The following is an 18,664-nucleotide window of genomic DNA, read 5'->3' as shown; positions in this document are numbered from 1 at the left end:
AAAATTTGCGTAAAGTTGCCGCTAAAAAGGATCAATTTCGTTGAAGCCCCGAATCCGGGCGATTTGGCGTCGATCCCGTTTCGTTGGGCGTCCTGCACCGGCCTCGCGCTTGGCAACCTGGACCTGTGTTTCCTTGGGTGGTGGAGGGGGAGACATGTCCTCATAAAGCAGCTGTGCTTCAGGGGCTGGACCGCGCCGGGTGCCAAGTTTTAAAACCTTAAGGATCAAAAGGCGTCGCGGCATTGTGATGGTCAGTACATCACCGGGCTTTACAGCTGTTTTGGCGGCCGCAATCTTATCTTTGTTCAATCTAACATGCCCGGACACTGCCAGTTTTTGTGCCAGTGTCCGAGATTTTGTAATGCGGGCATACCAGAGCCATTTGTCGATGCGAAGAGACTCTTGTGCTTCTGGTATTGCCATATCAGTTAGCCCGAAGGGGCGACTATTTGTCGCCCTTTTCCAAGTTCTGTTTCAAGGACATCAGTGCTGCAAACGGAGAATCCGGATCCAACGGCTTGTCTTTGCGTGGAGCAGGCTTGCCTTGCTGGCCGCGGTTCTGGTCTTTGCTAAAGCCACGGCCTTTACCGCCAGGCTTACCAGGATTGCGACGCTGCTGAGCGTTGTTGCTGCGAGGACCGCCACGACGTTCGTTGCCACTGCGTGTATTGCGCTGACGTTCGTTGTTGTTGCGACGTCCACCGAAACGACCCGGGCGCCAGATTTCAACAGTAACTGTTTCCATCTCTGGCTCGCCAGCTTCTTCCTCAGAAGCTTCAGCAGGTGCTGCTTCTTCTACTGGTTCAGCTGGGGTCTCTTCGGTTGCAGGTTCTTCCGCTACCGGTGCTGCAGCTTCGCCTTCAACTTGTTCTGCTTCCACACCTTCAGGTGCTTCAATTGGAGCTTCAGGCTTTTTGGCGACAGGGCGCTGTTCTTCGCGTGTTTCCAGACGGTAACCGAGAGACTTCAGGATGTTTGTGAAGTCTTCGCCTGCACAGCCGAGCAGGGAGGTCATGGAAACAGTAACGGTGAATGCGCCGCCTTCTGTCAGTGCACCTTCTGGCGGCTCAATGCCTTCTTCCAGGGGTTTCCAGGCTACCAGCGGACGGATGATGTCTGCCAGGCGCTCCAGAATATCGACGCGTACAGCACGTGGACCACAAACGCGGAAGCCTACGACGCGATACAGCGCGCCTTCGATCTCCGGATCTACTGGAACGGACGTACGGCCAGATGCGGACAGCTGAGGAAGTTCAGTCAGGCCTTTGATCTCGCCTTTGCCTTCTTTCAGCGCCCAGAGCTGCGCGAGCAGCTGGCTTGGTGCTGGTTTCAGAAGAGCAGGGACATAGATGTGATAGGCGCCAAAGCGAACACCGAGCTTGCGGAGTGAACCGCGCATCTGCTGGTCGAGCTGACGGATGTCATCAGAAATTTCCTGACGCTCAAGGATACCAAGGCTCTCGGTCAGGCGGTATGCCACGCCACGAGCGATGCCTTCGATCTCTTCGCCCTGTTCCAGGTCGAAAAGCGGCTTCAGGAGTGTTTCGATGTGTGTCTTGATCCATAGATCAAGGCGCTCCTGCACCATATCGCGTGCAGGTCCCGTCAACTGCTCATCAGCAAGAATGATCAAGGATGGGCGCAGGGTCTGTTCACCAGCTATCAGGCGGGCGATGGATTCACCCTGCCATCTTAATGTGCCGTCTGCGGAGAGGATGAACTCTTCGTTGGGCGCGCGGGATAACCGTTCTGCACGGTTTTCAATCTCGCTAGCTAGTGCTTTTTGGGCCGCAGCACGGACAGCTTTTTCTTCCTGTCCTTCTGCCGTTGCATCCGGAGCAAAGCGGAAGCCGTGAAGCTGGCCAATGTGCTGTCCTTCTACAAGGACATCTCCGGTTGCGGTGATCTCCGCTTCGAGCATTTTGTTCTCTCTCAGACGTCGCATCAATACGCTGGTTCGCCGATCCACAAACCGCTGTGTAAGCCGTTCGTGAAGGGCATCTGATAATCGATCTTCTATGCCGCGCGTCACTTCCTGCCAATGAGCAGGATCGTTCAGCCAGTCGGCACGGTTTGCCACAAAGGTCCACGTACGGATATGTGCTATCCGGTTCGCCAGTGTGTCTATATCCCCATCGGTTTTGTCTGCCAGTTTTATCTGACTGTTAAACCAATCATCCGGAATGGCTCCATCCCGGATCAGATGGGAATAAATCCCTGTTACGAGATCTGCATGGTTTGCCGGAGCTATCTTGCGATAGTCTGGAACCTGACAGGTATCCCACAGTAATGAAACTCTTTCTTGCGTCGTCGCGAGGGAAAGAATGTCCCTGTCACGATTAGCAAGTTCGAGAACACCGATATCCTCCGCCGGAGGGGCTTTGGTCAAGCCCTCTTCTCGCGGAGAATGCTCCAAACTGCGCAAAAGTGCGCGAATCGAGGAAAAATCGAGATTTGGGTTGCGCCATTGCAGCACTTTGAGGGGCTCAAACTCGTGAGATTCGAGTTGATAGACAAGTTCGTCGTCAAAACCGGGTACCCGGCCCGTTACACCAAAAGTACCATCTCGCAGGTGTCGACCTGCTCGTCCGGCGATCTGGCCGGTCTCCGACGGGGTTAACTGGCGGTACTGATAGCCATCAAACTTGCGGTGCCCGGCGAACGCGATGTGGTCTACATCCAGGTTCAAACCCATACCTACAGCGTCGGTGGCAATGAGCCAGTCAACGTCGCCGTTCTGGAACAGGTCAACCTGAGCGTTGCGCGTTCTGGGAGAAAGAGAGCCGAGGACAACTGCTGCACCGCCGCGCTGACGGCGGATGAGTTCTGCGATCGCGTACACTTCATCGGAAGAGAAGGCGACGATTGCAGAGCGACGCGGGAGGCGCGTGATCTTTTTAGAACCTGCGTATGTCAAAATGGACATGCGCGGTCGCGTGATCACATTCAGACCCGGCATCAGCTTTTCGAGCAAGGGGCGTATTGTCGAAGAGCCAAGCAGCAGAGTTTCCTCTCTGCCACGCAAATGCAGGATGCGGTCGGTGAAGACATGGCCACGTTCCAGATCGCCAGCCAGCTGCACTTCATCAATGGCGACGAAGTCTACGTCGAGATCTTTTGGCATTGCCTCTACAGTAGAGACCCAGAAGCGTGGGTTCTTCGGGATGATCTTTTCTTCGCCTGTAATCAGCGCGACAAGATCCGGTCCCTTCTTCTCTACAAGACGCCCGTAGACTTCTCTGGCCAGCAGACGGAGTGGTAATCCGATAAGGCCAGACGAGTATGCGCTCATCCGCTCGATAGCCAGATGCGTCTTACCAGTGTTCGTTGGCCCCAAAATCGCAGTGACAGACCGTGATCTTGTTGTTCGGTGCAGCGTGTTCTTGTTCATCTAGAAGTGCAATTCCGTAGTCTATGGCCAAACGTATCTCGGTACCCAATTCTTCGGCTGGGATACTGAAAATGCCCGTGCGGTGCCTCACCCAATGAAGTGGCATTTATATGGCAGAGAAAATCGCTGTAAAGCTCTGGAATGAATAAAGACGAAAAATGCTGATGATGAGTGCTGGAATGAAGTTTCAGTTTCATACCGGCATAAAAGGGTTTTTTGCGTATACGTTATTGTTCGCCTGCTGCTTTCGCTGAATAAGATGCATGACTATAACGTGCAGTATATGCCGTTTTGGGTAGGTTACATCGTGTTAAATGGTTACAAGAAGCCTGAAGTTTTGCGGGTTATGTGTAACACATTCGCCGTTGTTACTAACCGATTTCATTAGTAAATGTCTTGTATTAGCATAAATTTTGCCAATTCTAATTGCCCCCAGACATGCCGCGGATAAGTGTTAGATGAGGCTTGTTGCCACTTCTGTTTTAACCAGTGAGTTTCATCGGGGAGGAGTTATCCCCGCTTTCCCCTCAGCCGTATCGTTAAGTTTTTTGCATCTATGCAGAATGAAAAGAAACACGGAATCTAACTGCGATACCTTGCTAATTGCTGGAATATTTTTCCTATATTACATACGCATCCGTATTGGTGGGTGTGCAATCTAAGGTTAACGTTTTATTAACCTGCTCCTAACAATAGCTTTTTCCAAAGAAATACTAATTCGATCTTTAAGTTTAAAGTTTTTCCTTCTGAGCTTTTCGAAAAAGACATAGTGCAATTTAACAATGTCAATATATATGGACGTAATTCTATTGGTATAGAAGTTAAATTGAATAGATTTCTTTCCCAATATGAAAACAATGAGCCTCGAATAGAAGATGGGTGATAGATACACCTTCTATATTGAGTGGATATTGCGTAGAGTAAGGTTGTTGGAGGCATAATATGTAGGGGTGTATAAAATGAATCCGTTGACTGCTGCACTAGAATTTGTTGAATCTATTAATAATGAAGAAACATCCGAAGGTGTTTCTAAGCGTATTGCTGAACTTGGCCAGTCTTTTGGCTTTACAAGCTTCTGTCTCGCTGCGATCCCCGAAGCTGGCGCATCTTTTGATGGGTCAATTATGTTGAGTGGTTGGCGCCCTGAATGGCAACAACGTTATCTCGACCGTGATTACGTACAAAACGATCCGATTGTTGCGAAGGCGCGCACCGCAAGCCGTCCATTCTTATGGTCAAGCGTTGCTCGTGATCGCAATATTACTGCCGCTGCACAGCAAGTTCTGTCAGAAGCGCGCGATTACGGAATGTACGACGGCGTCTGCGTGCCAGTGCATGGCCTTCAAGGCTATCAAGGCATGTTGATCTTTGGTGGGCCGGAAGTACGTCTGAATGAGCGCGAAATCAGTGTTCTTCATCTTGTTGGCATTTACTCGAGCAATAAGGTGCGCGAATTGATTGGTGCTAATACCAGTCGGCCCCGCCATCGCCTTACACCTCGTGAACTTGAATGCTTGAAATGGTCTGCTGCAGGGAAGACAAGTTGGGAGATTAGTCAGATCCTGAGTATCTCTCAGCATACAGCAGATTGGTATCTGGCTTCCGCTGCCAGAAAACTGCACGCTGCAAACAGAACACATGCTGTGGCCGAGGGTTTCCGGCTGGGCTTAATTCGTTAAGCCAAAATGACACCTACCTATGCTCTCGGCAGGGTTCGCATCGCGAATCCTGCTGTTTGCACATGAGCGATCGGATAAAAGTTGCACCTTTAGTCGTAAAAGTAGAAAATTTTTCGTGAGATATATTAGAGAAGTCAAAATTTACGGTGTTTGTGTATATATTTTTACGTGTTTAGTTTTTCTCAATTGTACGATAAATTCCTTAGAATTTCCCCGTTTTCTTAATGTTTTGTGACCCGGTAAATGTAGTAATGGCTCATGTGACTATAAATTAATCTTTCCATAGAGGGATTTGCTCGACTATAAAGCCCCAAAATACATAGAGACTGGGGGACCTAACTTTGGCTATTCAACGAATATTGGTTGCTAACCGCTCAGAGATTGCAATTCGAGTTTTTCGAGCTGCAAACGAACTTGGTCTCCAGACAGTTGCTGTCTTTGCTGAAGAAGACAAGCTGGCTTTACACCGTTTTAAGGCTGATGAAGCTTATCAGGTGGGTAAAGGCCTGGGTCCAATCGAGGCCTACTTGTCTATCGACGAGATTATCCGCGTCGCGAAAGAGCAATGCGTTGATGCAATTCATCCGGGTTATGGCTTCCTTTCCGAGAGTCCAGAGTTTGCTGAGGCATGCGGTGAGAACGGCATTATCTTTATCGGCCCATCGCCTGATACAATGCGCCGCCTGGGTAACAAAGTAGCAGCACGTGAACTGGCGATTAAAGCTGGCGTTCCTGTTATGCCTGCGACGGATCCGCTTCCTGAAGACATGGAAGAAGTGAAGCGTCTTGCTTTGCAGATCGGCTATCCGGTGATGCTCAAGGCGTCATGGGGCGGTGGTGGCCGCGGCATGCGTGTGATCCGTGATGAAGAGACGCTTCTTCGCGAAGTTGTTGAAGCGAAACGTGAAGCGAGAGCAGCGTTCGGCAAGGACGAGGTTTACCTCGAGAAGCTTGTTGAGCGCGCCCGTCACGTTGAAGTTCAGATCCTTGGTGATCAGCATGGCAATCTCGTACATCTGTTTGAGCGCGATTGTTCTATTCAGCGCCGTCACCAGAAAGTGGTTGAGCGTGCGCCTGCACCATATCTTGATGAAGAAAAACGCCGTGAGCTTTGCGAGTATGGCCTGAAGATTGGCCGCGAAGTGGATTACTGCGGCGCGGGTACTGTTGAGTTCCTGATGGATGCGGATACTGGCAAGGTTTACTTCATTGAAGTGAACCCGCGTATTCAGGTGGAGCATACCGTTACTGAAGAAGTCACTGGCATTGATGTGGTTCGCGCGCAGATCCGCATTGCGGAAGGTGGTCGTATTGGCGATAAAACGGTCACCGGTGTTCCTGAGCAGAACGCGATTGAGTTGAATGGTCATGCGCTTCAATGTCGTATTACGACGGAAGATCCTGAGCACAACTTCATTCCAGATTATGGCCGCCTGAGCGCTTATCGCGGTGCGACCGGGTTTGGTATCCGTCTTGATGGTGGCACGGCTTATGCCGGCGCGGTGATCACCCGTTTCTACGATCCTCTGCTTGAGAAAGTGACCGCCTGGGCCCCAACACCTGAGGAAGTATGTGCGCGTATGGATCGTGCGCTGCGCGAATTCCGTATTCGCGGCGTTGCGACCAACCTGATTTTCCTTGAGCGGATTATTGGGCATGCGTCCTTCCAGGACAACTCTTACACAACGCGCTTTATTGATGACACGCCTGAGCTGTTTGAGAACATTAAAACAGCTGACCGTGCGACGAAGCTGCTGAACTACATTGCTGATGTCACTGTAAACGGCCACCCTGAAACAAAGGGACGCCCGAAACCACCAGCTGATGCACCGGCACCTGTGGCACCGAAGTTCAAGCTGCCAGTAATGGACGGGACTCGTCAGAAGCTGGAGCAGCTTGGTCCGAAAGAATTTGCCAAGTGGGTAAAAGCTCAGCCGCAAGTGCTTGTTACCGACACGACGATGCGTGATGCGCACCAATCTTTGCTTGCGACACGCATGCGTACCTACGATTTGGCGCAGGTTGCTGATAGCTATGCCCAGGGTTTGCCTGAGCTGTTCTCTTTGGAATGCTGGGGCGGCGCGACCTTTGATGTGTCCATGCGCTTCCTGACTGAAGATCCTTGGGAGCGTCTGCGTCTCGTACGCGATAAAGCGCCTAACCTGCTGATTCAGATGTTGCTTCGCGGTTCCAACGGTGTGGGTTACGCGAACTATCCAGATAACGTTGTTCAGCACTTCGTGCGTCAGGCTGCTGAATCTGGTGTTGATGTGTTCCGTGTGTTTGACTGCCTCAACTGGGTTGAGAACATGCGTGTGTCCCTGGATGCTGTTCAGGAGCAAGGCAAGCTGTGTGAAGCAGCGCTTTGCTATACTGGCGACATTTTGAACAGCGCGCGTCCGAAGTATGATCTGAAGTACTACGTCAATCTGGCGAAAGAGCTTGAAACTGCAGGTGCGCATATTCTTGGTATTAAGGATATGGGCGGTCTGTTGAAGCCGCAGGCTGCGAAAGTTCTGATCAAGGCGCTGAAAGATGAGATCGATATTCCGATCCACTTCCACACCCATGACACCTCCGGTATTGCGGCCTCTACTGTTCTGGCGGCTGTTGAGAGTGGTGCTGACATTGTTGATTTGGCGATGGATTCCCTATCAGGTCTGACCTCTCAGCCATGTATGGGTTCCGTTGTTGAAGCTCTGAAAGGAACTTCTCGCGATAGCGGTCTGGACACAGATCGTATCCAGCAGATTTCCTTCTACTGGGAAGCTGTTCGTACACAGTACCGTGCGTTTGAGAGCGATCTACGCTTTGGGGCTTCTGAGGTTTATCTGCATGAGATGCCTGGTGGCCAGTTCACCAACCTGAAAGAACAGGCGCGTTCGCTTGGTCTTGAGATGCGTTGGCACGAAGTGGCGAAAGCCTATGCGGACGTGAACATGATGTTTGGTGACATTGTGAAGGTGACGCCAAGTTCCAAAGTTGTTGGTGACATGGCGGTGATGATGGTGTCTCAGGGCATTACGCCGGAAGATGTTATCGATCCGAACAAGGAAGTCTCCTTCCCGGAATCCGTCGTCAACATGATGCACGGTGACCTTGGTATTCCTCCGGGTGGCTGGCCTGTTGAACTGCAGAAGAAAGTTCTGAAGGGGCAAGAGCCGATTACGGTTCGTCCTGGGTCTTTGCTTGAAGCTGAGGACATGGATGCCAAGCGTAATGAGCTGACAGGTGTTCTGGGTCGTAAAGGTTCTGAGCAAGAGCTGTCTTCTATGCTCATGTATCCGAAGGTTTACACTGAATTTGCCAAGGCTCAGGACAAGTATGGCCCGACCAGCGTACTTCCAACGCCAACCTACTTCTATGGTTTGAAGGTTGGTGATGAGATTATGGCTGAGCTAGAGCCGGGTAAGACAATGGTTATCTCTTGTCTTGCGATTGGTGAAACTGATGAGCACGGTGAAAAGCGTGTGTTCTTTGAACTGAACGGTCAGCCTCGGAACATCCGTATTATCGACCGCACTCACAGTGCTGCAAACACACCTGCGCGTCGTAAAGTTGATGACGACAATGAGCTTCAGGTTGGTGCGCCAGTACCGGGCGTTATCTCTACGCTCGCTGTGAAAGCTGGTCAGGCTGTGAAAGCTGGTGATCTGCTTGTTTCCATTGAGGCAATGAAGATGGAAACATCTGTTCATGCGGAGCGTGATGGTGAGATCAACGAAGTCTGTGTGGCTCCAGGTGATCAGCTTGATGCGAAAGATCTGATTGTTACCTTTAAGGGATAAGTCCTGAAGGTATTTGCTAATCTGGATTAACCAGCAATGCGTTTGGTGCATGAGCACTATGCATTGCTGGTTTTTTTGTTTTAATGTTTTAAATATATATAATTATCAATATGTTACTCGTTTTTATCTGCAGCACGTGACGTTAGGTATTGCTACGTTCCGTAGTAGTGCGGTTGTTCCTGTCTGTGTCCTTCTGTACTCAGCGCTCCAACCAATTCAACAATGTGTTTCCCAATTTCTGATCTTTAGGAACTGCCTTCCTACCAGGCCAGAGTTGGGTTTTTTATTGAGGGTGCAACCGTGCAAACTAAAACAGGAAACCCAGCAGTTATCGGCCTTGCTGGATTTGGTATGACGACTTTTGTTCTGCAAATGGTGAACATTGGTCTTCTGGAAAACATGGGCCCAGTGCTCTGGCTTGGCGTTTTTGTTGGTGGTCTTGCGCAGTTGGTCGCTGGTTTCCAGACAGGAAAGACTGGCAATAACTTCGGTTACAGCGCTTTCACCATTTATGGTGCATTCTGGCTGGCGTTTGCAGGCATTCTTGTTGGCAACAAACTGGGCTTTTATACATCTTCCCATTCTGACATCGGCTTCTTCTTGCTGCCATTCACCATCTATACCGGCATTATGTTCTACGGCGCGCTGCACATTCACACTGCAGAAGCTTCCATCTTCGGCAGCCTGCTGCTCGGTTTCATCCTGCTGGTTCTGGGGCATTTCGGTCCAGCGGTCTTTAATGTGATTGCCGGTTACGTGCTGATCCTGTGTTCTTTCTGCGCATGGTATGTGATGGCGCACATTATCTATAAGGATGTTTGTGGTCGTGATGTTTTGCCAGTTGGTTCTCCAATCCTGCAGCCGGGAGAAAAGATGTCTGGTGCAGAGGCTGTTGCAGCTGAATAACTAAAGTGCAAACCTATATGAAAAGGCCCGGCAATGACCGGGCCTTTTTGCTATTTAGCTGAGTGAGATGACCAGTGACTGGCGGGTTCGGATGCGTAGCCGATCCAGTTGTCCATGAAGTTTTCCAGCCAATGTAGAACTGCTGGGTCGTACACAAAGCGCTCGCGGAAGTGCTCGCCGCGCTTTTTGGCTCCGGGCAACACCAGACGACTTGCAGCGCGAGTGGTCCAGCGGCTCATCATGGCGTATGTGAGTTCCGGGTGAAACTGGATGCCGAATGCATTATCGCCTACGCGGATAGCTTGATTTTTGTAGGTCGGGCTTGAAGCCAGGAGCTCTGCACCCATGGGAAGAGAGAAACCTTCCCGGTGCCATTGATAAACCTGCTGTGGCCATTCCATTAGGTCAGTGCCAGACTGAGTTGCTTCCAGCGGATAATAGCCGATCTCAACCAATCCATCATCATGGCCTGTGACTTGGCCACCAAGGTTTTTAGAAAGCATTTGTGCACCAAGGCAGATGCCCAGGAAGGGTTTGTTTTCTTTGAGCGGAACGCTGATCCAGTCGATCTCTTGCTTCACGAAGTCATCGGTGTCATTGGCGCTCATTGGACCGCCAAAAATGACAGAGCCCGCGTGGTCAGCAAGTGTGTCTGGCAGTTGGTCGCCAAAACGAGGGCGGCGAATATCCAACTCGAACCCGCGCTTGACCAATTGCTGCCCGACGCGACCGGGGTTTGATGTTTCCTGATGCAGCACCACCAGAACTTTGGCAGGGTGCTGATTATTCCGCTCTAACATTGTAAATCAAAACCTTCAGGTCGAAGAAGGGCTATTGCCACTCTGTCGTTTGGCTACTTTTTGCTTAAGCTTCATGCGGTCTCTGGAGGACACGCCTAATAGCTCGGCAACGCGCCAAATTGTGTTGTCTTCAAATTCATGGACGGACCCATCTGCGTAGACCATTTCCCAGAGTGCCTCGATGACTGTCAGGCGTTGCTCCGGCTCCAGCTTGCGCTTGAGGACTGATGTGAAGCCATAAAGATCAACTGCATCCTCATCACGTACTTTGGCGAGGTCCATCAGCTCTTTTGTGTCTTCCTCATTCAGCTCATACTGTTGCTGTAAGACGCGTTTTAACTGGTCCAGCTCCTGCTGCTCAATCTCGCCATCTACAGCGATGATATGGAACATGAGCGCTGCGACCGCCAGCCGTTCATCGTCTTCGGAAAAGCGGCCTGCTTCTTCCTGCTCGTTTGACAGGTCTTTGAAGAACTTTTTCAGGGCGTCCAGCATTCATGTGCTCCGTGCAACTATTGGTTTTCTTGCACTTTAAAATAGTGCTTTTCTGTTGTGCTTAAAGATGTTTCAGATCCGAATGGAATACTATTGATACGCAAAAACAATTACAAAAGCCAAGGAAAAGGACAGAAATACGCCAATTTGAAGCCACGTGATACTGCGACAATTGGGAGCAAATATGATAGAACGCAGTGGTTCAGGATAGGTTGTGCTTTTGTTCTGGGTCTTGAAAGGCTTTAACCAATCATAATTTAGACGTTTTCTACGGGCTTTTTGCCCTGTATTTGTTGAGTACAAGCTGCTTACATGAGAGTCCTTTTTCGGGCCTCACGAAACCGTCCACTAGGATACTAAGACTAAATGAAACGCTCTCTTCTTATTTTTGGAGCTCTTGCCGCTCTTGTGGTTTGTGGTCTGGTGCTTGCGCCACTTCTCGTTCCGCAGAAACAGCTGAAGGCCCAAATTGCAGAGTCCTTTGAGACAGCAACCGGATGGAAGCTGCGTCTTGATGGGCGTACGAGTGTGGATCTGTTTCCGACACTGGCGATTGAAGTTGATAATGTTGGCGTTGCAGGTGTTGCGCGAGCTGACGGGATTGAGTTTGCGCGGGTTGAGAAAGCCCGGTTCGAGCTGAACTCTCTGCGTTTGCTGACTGGTGGCAACATCATCCGCAACATTGAGCTTGTTGAGCCAAAGTGGACGCTTGAATTTGATCAGAAAGGCGGCGCGTCCTGGCAGCCGCAGCTTTCTGAGGGTGAAGAAGGGGAAGCCTCTCTGGTTGCTGCAAATATTGCAGGCCGCGTTGCTTCCTTTATGCAGCAGTTGGACTTGGACACCGTCAGCATTCAAAAAGGTGTCGTTTCTTACAGTGAACCTGAGCAAGAAGCACCGATAGTTCTTTCTGAGATCGATCTCGTGCTTAATTTTGAGCATGACGGTGATGGCCTGACAGCAGAAGGTGCGTTTAATCAGAGTGACGAGCGTTATGTTGTTGGTGGGCGTGTTGGATCAGTTACCGCGCTGAGCGAGGCTCGCGCGACGTCTGTTGAGGCTCATGTAACTGGACCTGCTCAAGAGAAAGTTCGTTTTAATGGCCAGCTTGCCTTTGGTGCACGGCCTGTTGGCACATTGCAAGTTTCTGTTGAGTTGCCGAGCCTTGCTGCCGTTGCTGCGCAACATGATGCGGCCTTTCCAGAAGGGGTTGGCAGTGGTGCACTGACAAGTGAGCTGCAGTTCCGTCAACGTGGGGTTCGCACAAAAGACCTTTCCATTACCGCTGGCTCTGTTGGCTTTGGCGGCAACATTGCGCTGAACTACCTTGAAGATGGCTATGAATTAAAGGGGCAGGTCAGCGGGCAGTCCTTGAATTTTGAGCAACTGCTTCGCCTGGTAGGGCTAGACGCCCCTGCATCCGGCTTTGCCAATGTGGATGCGTCTTTCTACGGCGTTGGCCAATCCTACGATGAGTTGGTTGCTGCGCTGGAAGTTGATGGTGGTGCGATCCTGCGGAAGGGGCGTGTCGCTGACATTCACCTGCCAAATATGCTGGCGGTTGAAGGGCGCGACGAAGCTCTTGATGACATGGATCTGACTTTTGTCTTCTCAGGCCTGTCTCAGCCACTACAGCTGCAAGGCACCGCGCGCTGGCATGGTGAGCCGATTGTTTTGCAGGGTGGTCTGCGTTCTGATGCGAATATTGATCTCGCGTTCTCCAGTGAGATGTTTTCCGGGAGTTTGACGGGTCCGTACTCATTGCGTGATGGCTTTGATGGGATCTTTGCTTTCCAGACAGATGACTTCAACAATTTTGCCCGTTGGTATGGTCGACCGCTCCCTCGCTATCTACGCGGTCAGAAGCTGGAGCTTTCTGGTCAGTTTGAAGCTGATGATAGCGGTGTCGCCTTTGAGAATGCGCGGTTTGTTCTGGATGACACAAGCCTCAAAGGAACTGGCCGTCTGGATACAGGTGAAGTTCCAAAGCTCAGTGGTGAATTGGAAGTTGCGCATGCGTCTTTCGATAAGATGTTCTCTCGCAGTGATGAGAAGAATGCCAAGGGCGAGGGCGCTTATGACTTCTCCGTCCTGCGCAGCTTTGATCTGGACCTGGCGCTTTCCATTCAGGACCTGAAGCTCGGTGCGCTTCGTGGACGGAATGCAGAGCTGAAAGCAGCGCTGTCTGATGGTCGACTGGCTTTGGATGTTGCCCGTGTTGGCCTTTATCAAGGTGAGGGCGCTGGCAAGCTTCTTCTGAACGGCGCAACGGTTAAACCGGGTATCTCTGCTGAGTTCTCGCTAAAAGGTATTGATGCGGCTCCATTCCTTGCATCGCTCAGTGATATGCCGCGGGTTGATGGTAATCTGTATGCTGAAATGGATGTGAACACCTCCGGTAAGACACCGAGTGACCTCTGGGTCAATATGGGTGGAGCGCTCAGCTTTCAGCTTGGCAACGGCATATTGCATGAATTGGATGTGGACCGGCTGGTTGCTTCTGTCGGAGGCAAAGGCATTACAGGTTGGCCGTTTACGGACAATGATCAGACTGAATTTTCCAGCTGGGGTGCTGATGTGATCTTTGATCAGGGTACTGCAGAATTTCAGGCACTGACGTTGCAAAGCAAGACTGCATTGGTTGAAGGACGCGGTGCGATCAACATCAAAGATGGTGAGGTCTTGTGGTATTTGCAGCCAAGCCTGCTCGATCAGTCCAAGCTGGATGATGAGGGAGCTGCAACGACGCAGACTGCGGATATGACACCGCTGAAGATCCGTGGATCGATCAACCTTCCGAGCTTTGAGCCCGTCGATGTTCAGGAGTATGCAAGCGCGTCTTTTGGTGATGTGAAGCAGACACAAAAGCTTTCTGAAAAGCTGGCGAAGGATCTTGATACTGCAAAGACAGTTGCAGAGGCGCAGCGTTTGCGGGCTGCTGCTGCAAGAGATGCGGCTGTTGCGTCACCTGAAGCTGCTAAGGATGTGGCAGCTGAACCAGCCGTGCTTGCTCAGCCATCAGTGGAAGATAATGATGTGACTACAGCCTCGGTTGGGGATGGTGATCTGCCTCCTCTTGCCGAAGGAGCCGTTGCGAACACTGATACCTCTAAGGTTGTTATGCCTGTAGCCAAGCCGGGAGAGGCGTCAACGCCTGCGGTTGCAGCTACAACACCGAAGAAATCACGGGTGATCGCAGCTCCGAAACGGGACTTGAAGCGCCGTGATGTGGTGCCGCGTGGGCCGGGGAATGTGAATGTGGAAGCGGTTGCCGATGGTACAGCGGATCCGGATGCGACACTGAGCTCTTTGGAAGAAGCGTTTGGAATGCCAGCTGGCTTCCTCTCCGATTGATCAAGCCTCCATACAGAAATGAAAAGCCCGGAGCGGTGAATGCTCCGGGCTTTTTTTGCTTTGAGCGAATTCTTGTCGTTTGATTGAATGCAATCAAACGGAACGCTCTCTAGATAAAGTCGATCTCGTTGCTGAGTGGCATCTGTCTGATACGTTTGCCCGTTGCTGCGAAGATCGCATTTGCCAATGCTGGCGTTGATGGTGGTGTACCAGGTTCGCCTGCACCACCCATTCGTGGAGAATTCTCCAGCAACTCAATGGTGATCTTGGGAGCTTGATACATGCGCATGGCATCGAACGTGTCGAAGTTTGCTTGTTCGATCTCGCCATCAACCCATGTGATTTCCTGTCCCAGCGCCTGACTGAGCCCGAAGTTGATACCGGACATGATTTGATCCTTGAATATACCCGGATCAAGAACGATGCCCGGATCGGCAACGGCCCAGACTTCCTCAATGGTGACAGTGTTGTCGGTGACATCAACCTGAACCACTTGTGCGGTCCACGTACCGAAGGAGAGAACGTGGGCGATGCCGCGGCCTTTGCCAGCGGGTAACGGGGTACCCCAGCCGGACATTTCTGCGACGCGCTTCAGGGCTTCCCGTGCTGGCCGGAATTCATCGCTGGTTAGATGAGCTAAGCGGAACTCAAGTGGATCTTTACCAGCTTTGTGTGCGGCCTCATCCATAAAGCTCTCATGGAAGAAACCGTTGACTGAATTACCGACTGAGCGCCAGAAACCAATAGGCACCTGAAGATCTGCCACGTGAGCCTGACAGCGGATGTTTTCAACATCCAGCGGCTGATTGAAGGCACCATCGAGTACAGTGTTGTCTGGACCTGCGGGGCTGATACCCGGGAAGATCCGTGGCATTACGCTCTGGATGATGGATGGGGAAGCCACCTGCATGTCCATGGTCTTTAACCTGCCATCCGGTGTCACCTGACCTTTGAACTGGCCAATCGCCATTGGACGGTAGGTGTCGTGCTGCGTGTCTTCTTCGCGCGTCCAAGTCACTTTTACTGGATTTGGTGCAGTTGCTTTAGCGATGACGGCAGCATAGAGCGCAAAGTCGACTTCCAGACGACGTCCAAAGCCTCCACCGAGACGGGTAGTGGTAACGTCAATGTCGGCGCTGTCCATGTCGAAGTGACTGGAGACAACAGACTGAATGAGGCCGGGGGCCTGTGTTCCAGTCCAGACACGGATCGTGTTTTCGTCGTGCTGGGCTGTCGCGTTCATTGGCTCCATGGTGGCGTGGGCCAGGAATGGGACACGGTATTGCGCTGATACGGCTTCACTTTCCGGAATAGATGTAAAGACCTCTGCATCAGACCCCGTGCCACCCAACTCGAATGTGGCTTCTTGCGTCAGTGCGTCTTCAAGGGCGGACCACATCTGATCGGAGTTTTGAAGGGAGAGTGGATCGTCCCACTCGATCTCTAAGGCTTCAGCACCTTTGAACGCTGCCCAGGTGTTGTCAGCAACAACGCCCAGGCCTTCACCCGTGATTGTTCTGATTTCGACGACATCTTTGACGCCAGGAATGGCGAGTGTTGCGGTCTTGTCGTAGCTCTTGAGGCTGACACCTTTGCGCGGGGCCATTCTTACGGTGCCGTAAAGCATGTTTGGCAGTTGTACGTCGATGCCGAAAATGCGGCCTCCGGTGACTTTGTCTTTCAGCTCAACACGTTTTTGCGATTTGCCGAGGATCTTCCAGTCACTGGCTTTCTTAAGCTTCATCTCGCTTGGAGGTGAGACCGCAGCGGCTTTGCTTGCCAGCTCTCCATAAGTGACAGACTTGCCAGAGGCTGTATCTGTGATGGTACCATCTGCAAGTGTGAGATTATCTTCTGAGGTGCCGAAGTGTTCTGCTGCTGCTTTTAGAAGGACGAACTTTGCAGCATATCCGGCTTCGCGCATCTTCACAAAGGCGTCGGTGGTGGAAGAGGAGCCACCGGTCATGTTCAGACCGAGGAACTTGGCGACGATTTTCATCGAGCCGCGAGCAAGTTCTGCCAAGACACTTTCATCATAAAACGGGAAGGGGGTGGATTCCTCCAGCATTGCAGCATTGAAGTAAGCCGGGCTGGATGGACCATGTTCCACAACCACCTGCTCAAGTGGAACTTCCAGCTCTTCGGCGACCAGAGCTGCCAGTGTTGTGTGGACGCCCTGACCCATCTCAGCACGTGGAGTGATGATGGTGATGGTGTTGTCTTGATCAATCATCACATAGGGATTGAACGGTGTTTCACCTTCAGCCTTCTTAGCATCCAATGGGTTTGCATAGGGCTTCTGGTAAAAATAGAAGCCCACGGCAAGACCGCCGGCAGCTGCAACGCCAAGGCCGAGAAAGGCGCGGCGGGTGTATTTTCCCAATCGGCTCATCTTCAAGCTCCCAGCGTTTGTGCTGCGTCTTTGATCGCGGCTTTGATTTTTGGGTAGGTGCCACAGCGACACAGATTGGTCATGGCATCGCTGATGTCTTCATCGGTCGGGTCCGGATTTTCTTCCAGCAGAGCGACTGCAGCCATGATCTGGCCGGACTGGCAGTAACCGCATTGAGGAACGGAGTGTTTCATCCACGCTTGCTGAACGGCATGCAGTTCATCGCCTTGGGAGATGCCTTCGATGGTGGTGATCTCACCTTCGACTTCTCCAACCGGCTGTGAGCAGGAACGCACGGCCTCCCCATCAATCAAAACGGTGCATGCGCCGCAGGCTGCAATACCGCATCCGAATTTGGGGCCTTTGATATCCATAATGTCCCGAAGCGCCCACAGAAGTGGCATTTCCGGGTCGGCTTCTATCTCTTGTTTTTGACCATTCACGGTCAGAGGTATTTTCGGGTACATTTGTCTGGCGATCCCGTAAATTTATAGTTAGGAGACTTTTGTTCTCTTAACTTATGATCTGACAGATGTTTGTCAATGGACCTTGCCAAGTTTAATTGACATGGATTGGAATGAGACCTATCACCAAACTATGACCAACCAGAGTTTTCAGCGCGCCAGATCTGCCGAAGCGAAGGCACAGCGCCATAATGATCTTATACGTGCCGCGACCTGCGTGCTTGAGCAGGACGGCGTAGATGGACTGACCTTGCAGGCAATTGCCAGCCGTGCAGGTATCGTGAAATCCAACATTTATCGGTATTTTGAAACGCGGGAAGCCATTCTGGTTGAGTTGCTGCTACGTGATTTTGTCAAGCTGATTGAGGATCTGGAGCAGGAAATCCCCGGTGAGATGGCTCCCGCTGATATGGCGAAGCTTCTTGCTGAAATGTTCGCGTCGCGTCAGGTGCTATGTGAGCTGATGAGTGAAATTGCTCCGACAATGGAGAAGAATATCTCCATTGATTGTGTACGTGATTTCAAGCGCGCCTTGCTGGTGGAAGCTGCCCGAGCAACGAGTGCGTTGCAAAAAGGGTTGCCGTGGCTTGATGCGGAAGAGGCGATGAGTGTCTTCTTCAGCATTCATGTGTTTGTTGCCGGACTGTGGCCTGTGACCAATCCACCACCAGTTCTGGTGACACTCTACGAGGAGCCAGAATTTGCTCCACTCAAGTACGAATTTGCTCCGGCATTGTTTGGCATGATCACTGCGCATCTGCTTGGCCTGGAGGCGATGAAAAAGCTCAGCGCATAAATGTCGCGATTGCTTGTTGCAGCTGCTTGATGCCGACCTGAGGGTCGTTTGTGTTTTGTATCTCCACCAGATGCGGTAGTTTCGGCAGGGACAGGTCTGCGCGCCTTAACCGTTGCTCGATATCCTCTGCGGTTTCGCGGCCTCTCATGGAGAGGCGTTGTGCGAGCACGTGGATTGGTGCCGTAATATGTACGACCAGCAGTTTCTCATACTTGCCGACAGCGTCTGCCAAGGCTTTTCGAGAGCCATTTGCGACAGCAATCCCACCCTTAGTGATGTGATGATCCATGCATACTGGCAGGGCATAGGTCAGCCCATGGGCTGGCCACGACAATGCCACGCGGCCCTGATCGATAAGCTCTGACATTTGCTTGTGGCAGACTGCTTCGTGCGGTTCTGAACCGGCATCTGCCGGACGGGTGATCAGGCGACGGGCAAACATGATGTTCTCGTCGCCTTCGCACAGTTCTTTATAGCCGTAAATCAGCGTGTCTTTGCCTGCGCCGCTTGGCCCTACGACCATGATCAGTGCGCCGGGACCAAGCTTTTTTGCTTGCTCCTGAGCTGTATCCAAAACTGTCACGATAGTTCCCCCCTCTCAT

At 51.5% G+C, this 18,664-nt stretch carries 12 protein-coding genes; 5 read left to right on the top strand and 7 right to left on the bottom strand.

Features of this window, described 5'->3' with window-relative positions:
• Window positions 1-21 precede the first annotated feature (21 nt).
• On the bottom strand, window positions 22-423 hold the full coding sequence (locus tag PsAD5_RS08355; protein WP_063290334.1) for an RNA-binding S4 domain-containing protein: 402 nt from the start codon (window positions 421-423) through the stop codon (window positions 22-24).
• Window positions 424-445: 22 nt separating this feature from the next.
• On the bottom strand, window positions 446-3,391 hold the full coding sequence (locus PsAD5_RS08350; RefSeq protein ID WP_063291769.1) for a helicase-related protein: 2,946 nt from the start codon (window positions 3,389-3,391) through the stop codon (window positions 446-448).
• Between the two features lie 959 nt (window positions 3,392-4,350).
• Between PsAD5_RS08350 and PsAD5_RS08345 the strand changes: the two genes are divergently transcribed.
• The 3 genes from PsAD5_RS08345 (at window position 4,351) to PsAD5_RS08335 (ending at window position 9,764) form a co-directional block, all read left to right on the top strand.
• Window positions 4,351-5,070, top strand: coding sequence for a LuxR family transcriptional regulator (locus PsAD5_RS08345; RefSeq protein ID WP_057461895.1), 720 nt, complete (start codon window positions 4,351-4,353; stop codon window positions 5,068-5,070).
• Window positions 5,071-5,411: 341 nt separating this feature from the next.
• Complete coding sequence (gene pyc / locus PsAD5_RS08340; RefSeq protein WP_063291768.1) at window positions 5,412-8,858, top strand: pyruvate carboxylase; 3,447 nt, start codon at window positions 5,412-5,414, stop codon at window positions 8,856-8,858.
• Between the two features lie 300 nt (window positions 8,859-9,158).
• Window positions 9,159-9,764, top strand: coding sequence for an acetate uptake transporter (locus tag PsAD5_RS08335; RefSeq protein ID WP_063290331.1), 606 nt, complete (start codon window positions 9,159-9,161; stop codon window positions 9,762-9,764).
• Window positions 9,765-9,814: 50 nt separating this feature from the next.
• Here the strand turns inward: PsAD5_RS08335 and PsAD5_RS08330 are convergent, their stop codons facing one another.
• Window positions 9,815-10,564 carry a glutamine amidotransferase gene (locus PsAD5_RS08330; protein WP_063291767.1) on the bottom strand — a complete coding sequence of 250 codons (750 nt, stop codon included), beginning with the start codon at window positions 10,562-10,564 and terminating at the stop codon, window positions 9,815-9,817.
• A gap of 15 nt (window positions 10,565-10,579) precedes the next feature.
• A complete protein-coding gene (locus PsAD5_RS08325) occupies window positions 10,580-11,059 on the bottom strand; it encodes a tellurite resistance TerB family protein (RefSeq protein ID WP_063290330.1) in 480 nt (159 codons plus the stop codon).
• A 366-nt stretch (window positions 11,060-11,425) separates the two neighbouring features.
• Here PsAD5_RS08325 and PsAD5_RS08320 point away from each other — a divergent pair, with 366 nt between their 5' ends.
• Complete coding sequence (locus tag PsAD5_RS08320) at window positions 11,426-14,410, top strand: AsmA family protein (RefSeq protein WP_063291766.1); 2,985 nt, start codon at window positions 11,426-11,428, stop codon at window positions 14,408-14,410.
• A gap of 109 nt (window positions 14,411-14,519) precedes the next feature.
• Here the strand turns inward: PsAD5_RS08320 and PsAD5_RS08315 are convergent, their stop codons facing one another.
• Both PsAD5_RS08315 and PsAD5_RS08310 read right to left on the bottom strand, forming a co-directional pair.
• Window positions 14,520-16,802 (bottom strand): xanthine dehydrogenase family protein molybdopterin-binding subunit, encoded by a 2,283-nt coding sequence (locus PsAD5_RS08315; RefSeq protein ID WP_063291765.1) that lies wholly within the window; start codon window positions 16,800-16,802, stop codon window positions 14,520-14,522.
• Window positions 16,803-16,804: 2 nt separating this feature from the next.
• The gene (locus tag PsAD5_RS08310; RefSeq protein ID WP_082827038.1) at window positions 16,805-17,269 is read right to left on the bottom strand and encodes a (2Fe-2S)-binding protein; all 465 of its coding nucleotides are present in this window, start codon (window positions 17,267-17,269) and stop codon (window positions 16,805-16,807) included.
• Window positions 17,270-17,369: 100 nt separating this feature from the next.
• On the opposite strand from PsAD5_RS08310, the gene PsAD5_RS08305 reads away from it, so the two are divergent.
• Window positions 17,370-18,062 carry a TetR/AcrR family transcriptional regulator gene (locus tag PsAD5_RS08305; protein WP_208982059.1) on the top strand — a complete coding sequence of 231 codons (693 nt, stop codon included), beginning with the start codon at window positions 17,370-17,372 and terminating at the stop codon, window positions 18,060-18,062.
• On the opposite strand, the gene phnN is transcribed toward PsAD5_RS08305, so the two are convergent.
• Complete coding sequence (phnN, locus tag PsAD5_RS08300; RefSeq protein ID WP_063291763.1) at window positions 18,052-18,645, bottom strand: phosphonate metabolism protein/1,5-bisphosphokinase (PRPP-forming) PhnN; 594 nt, start codon at window positions 18,643-18,645, stop codon at window positions 18,052-18,054. The genes PsAD5_RS08305 and phnN overlap by 11 nt on opposite strands.
• Window positions 18,646-18,664: the final 19 nt, after the last annotated feature.

It is taken from the genome of Pseudovibrio sp. Ad5, assembly GCF_001623095.1.
Lineage (GTDB): Bacteria > Pseudomonadota > Alphaproteobacteria > Rhizobiales > Stappiaceae > Pseudovibrio.
Note: the sequence above shows the minus strand (reverse complement) of the source record. Positions and strands in the feature narration are given on the sequence as shown.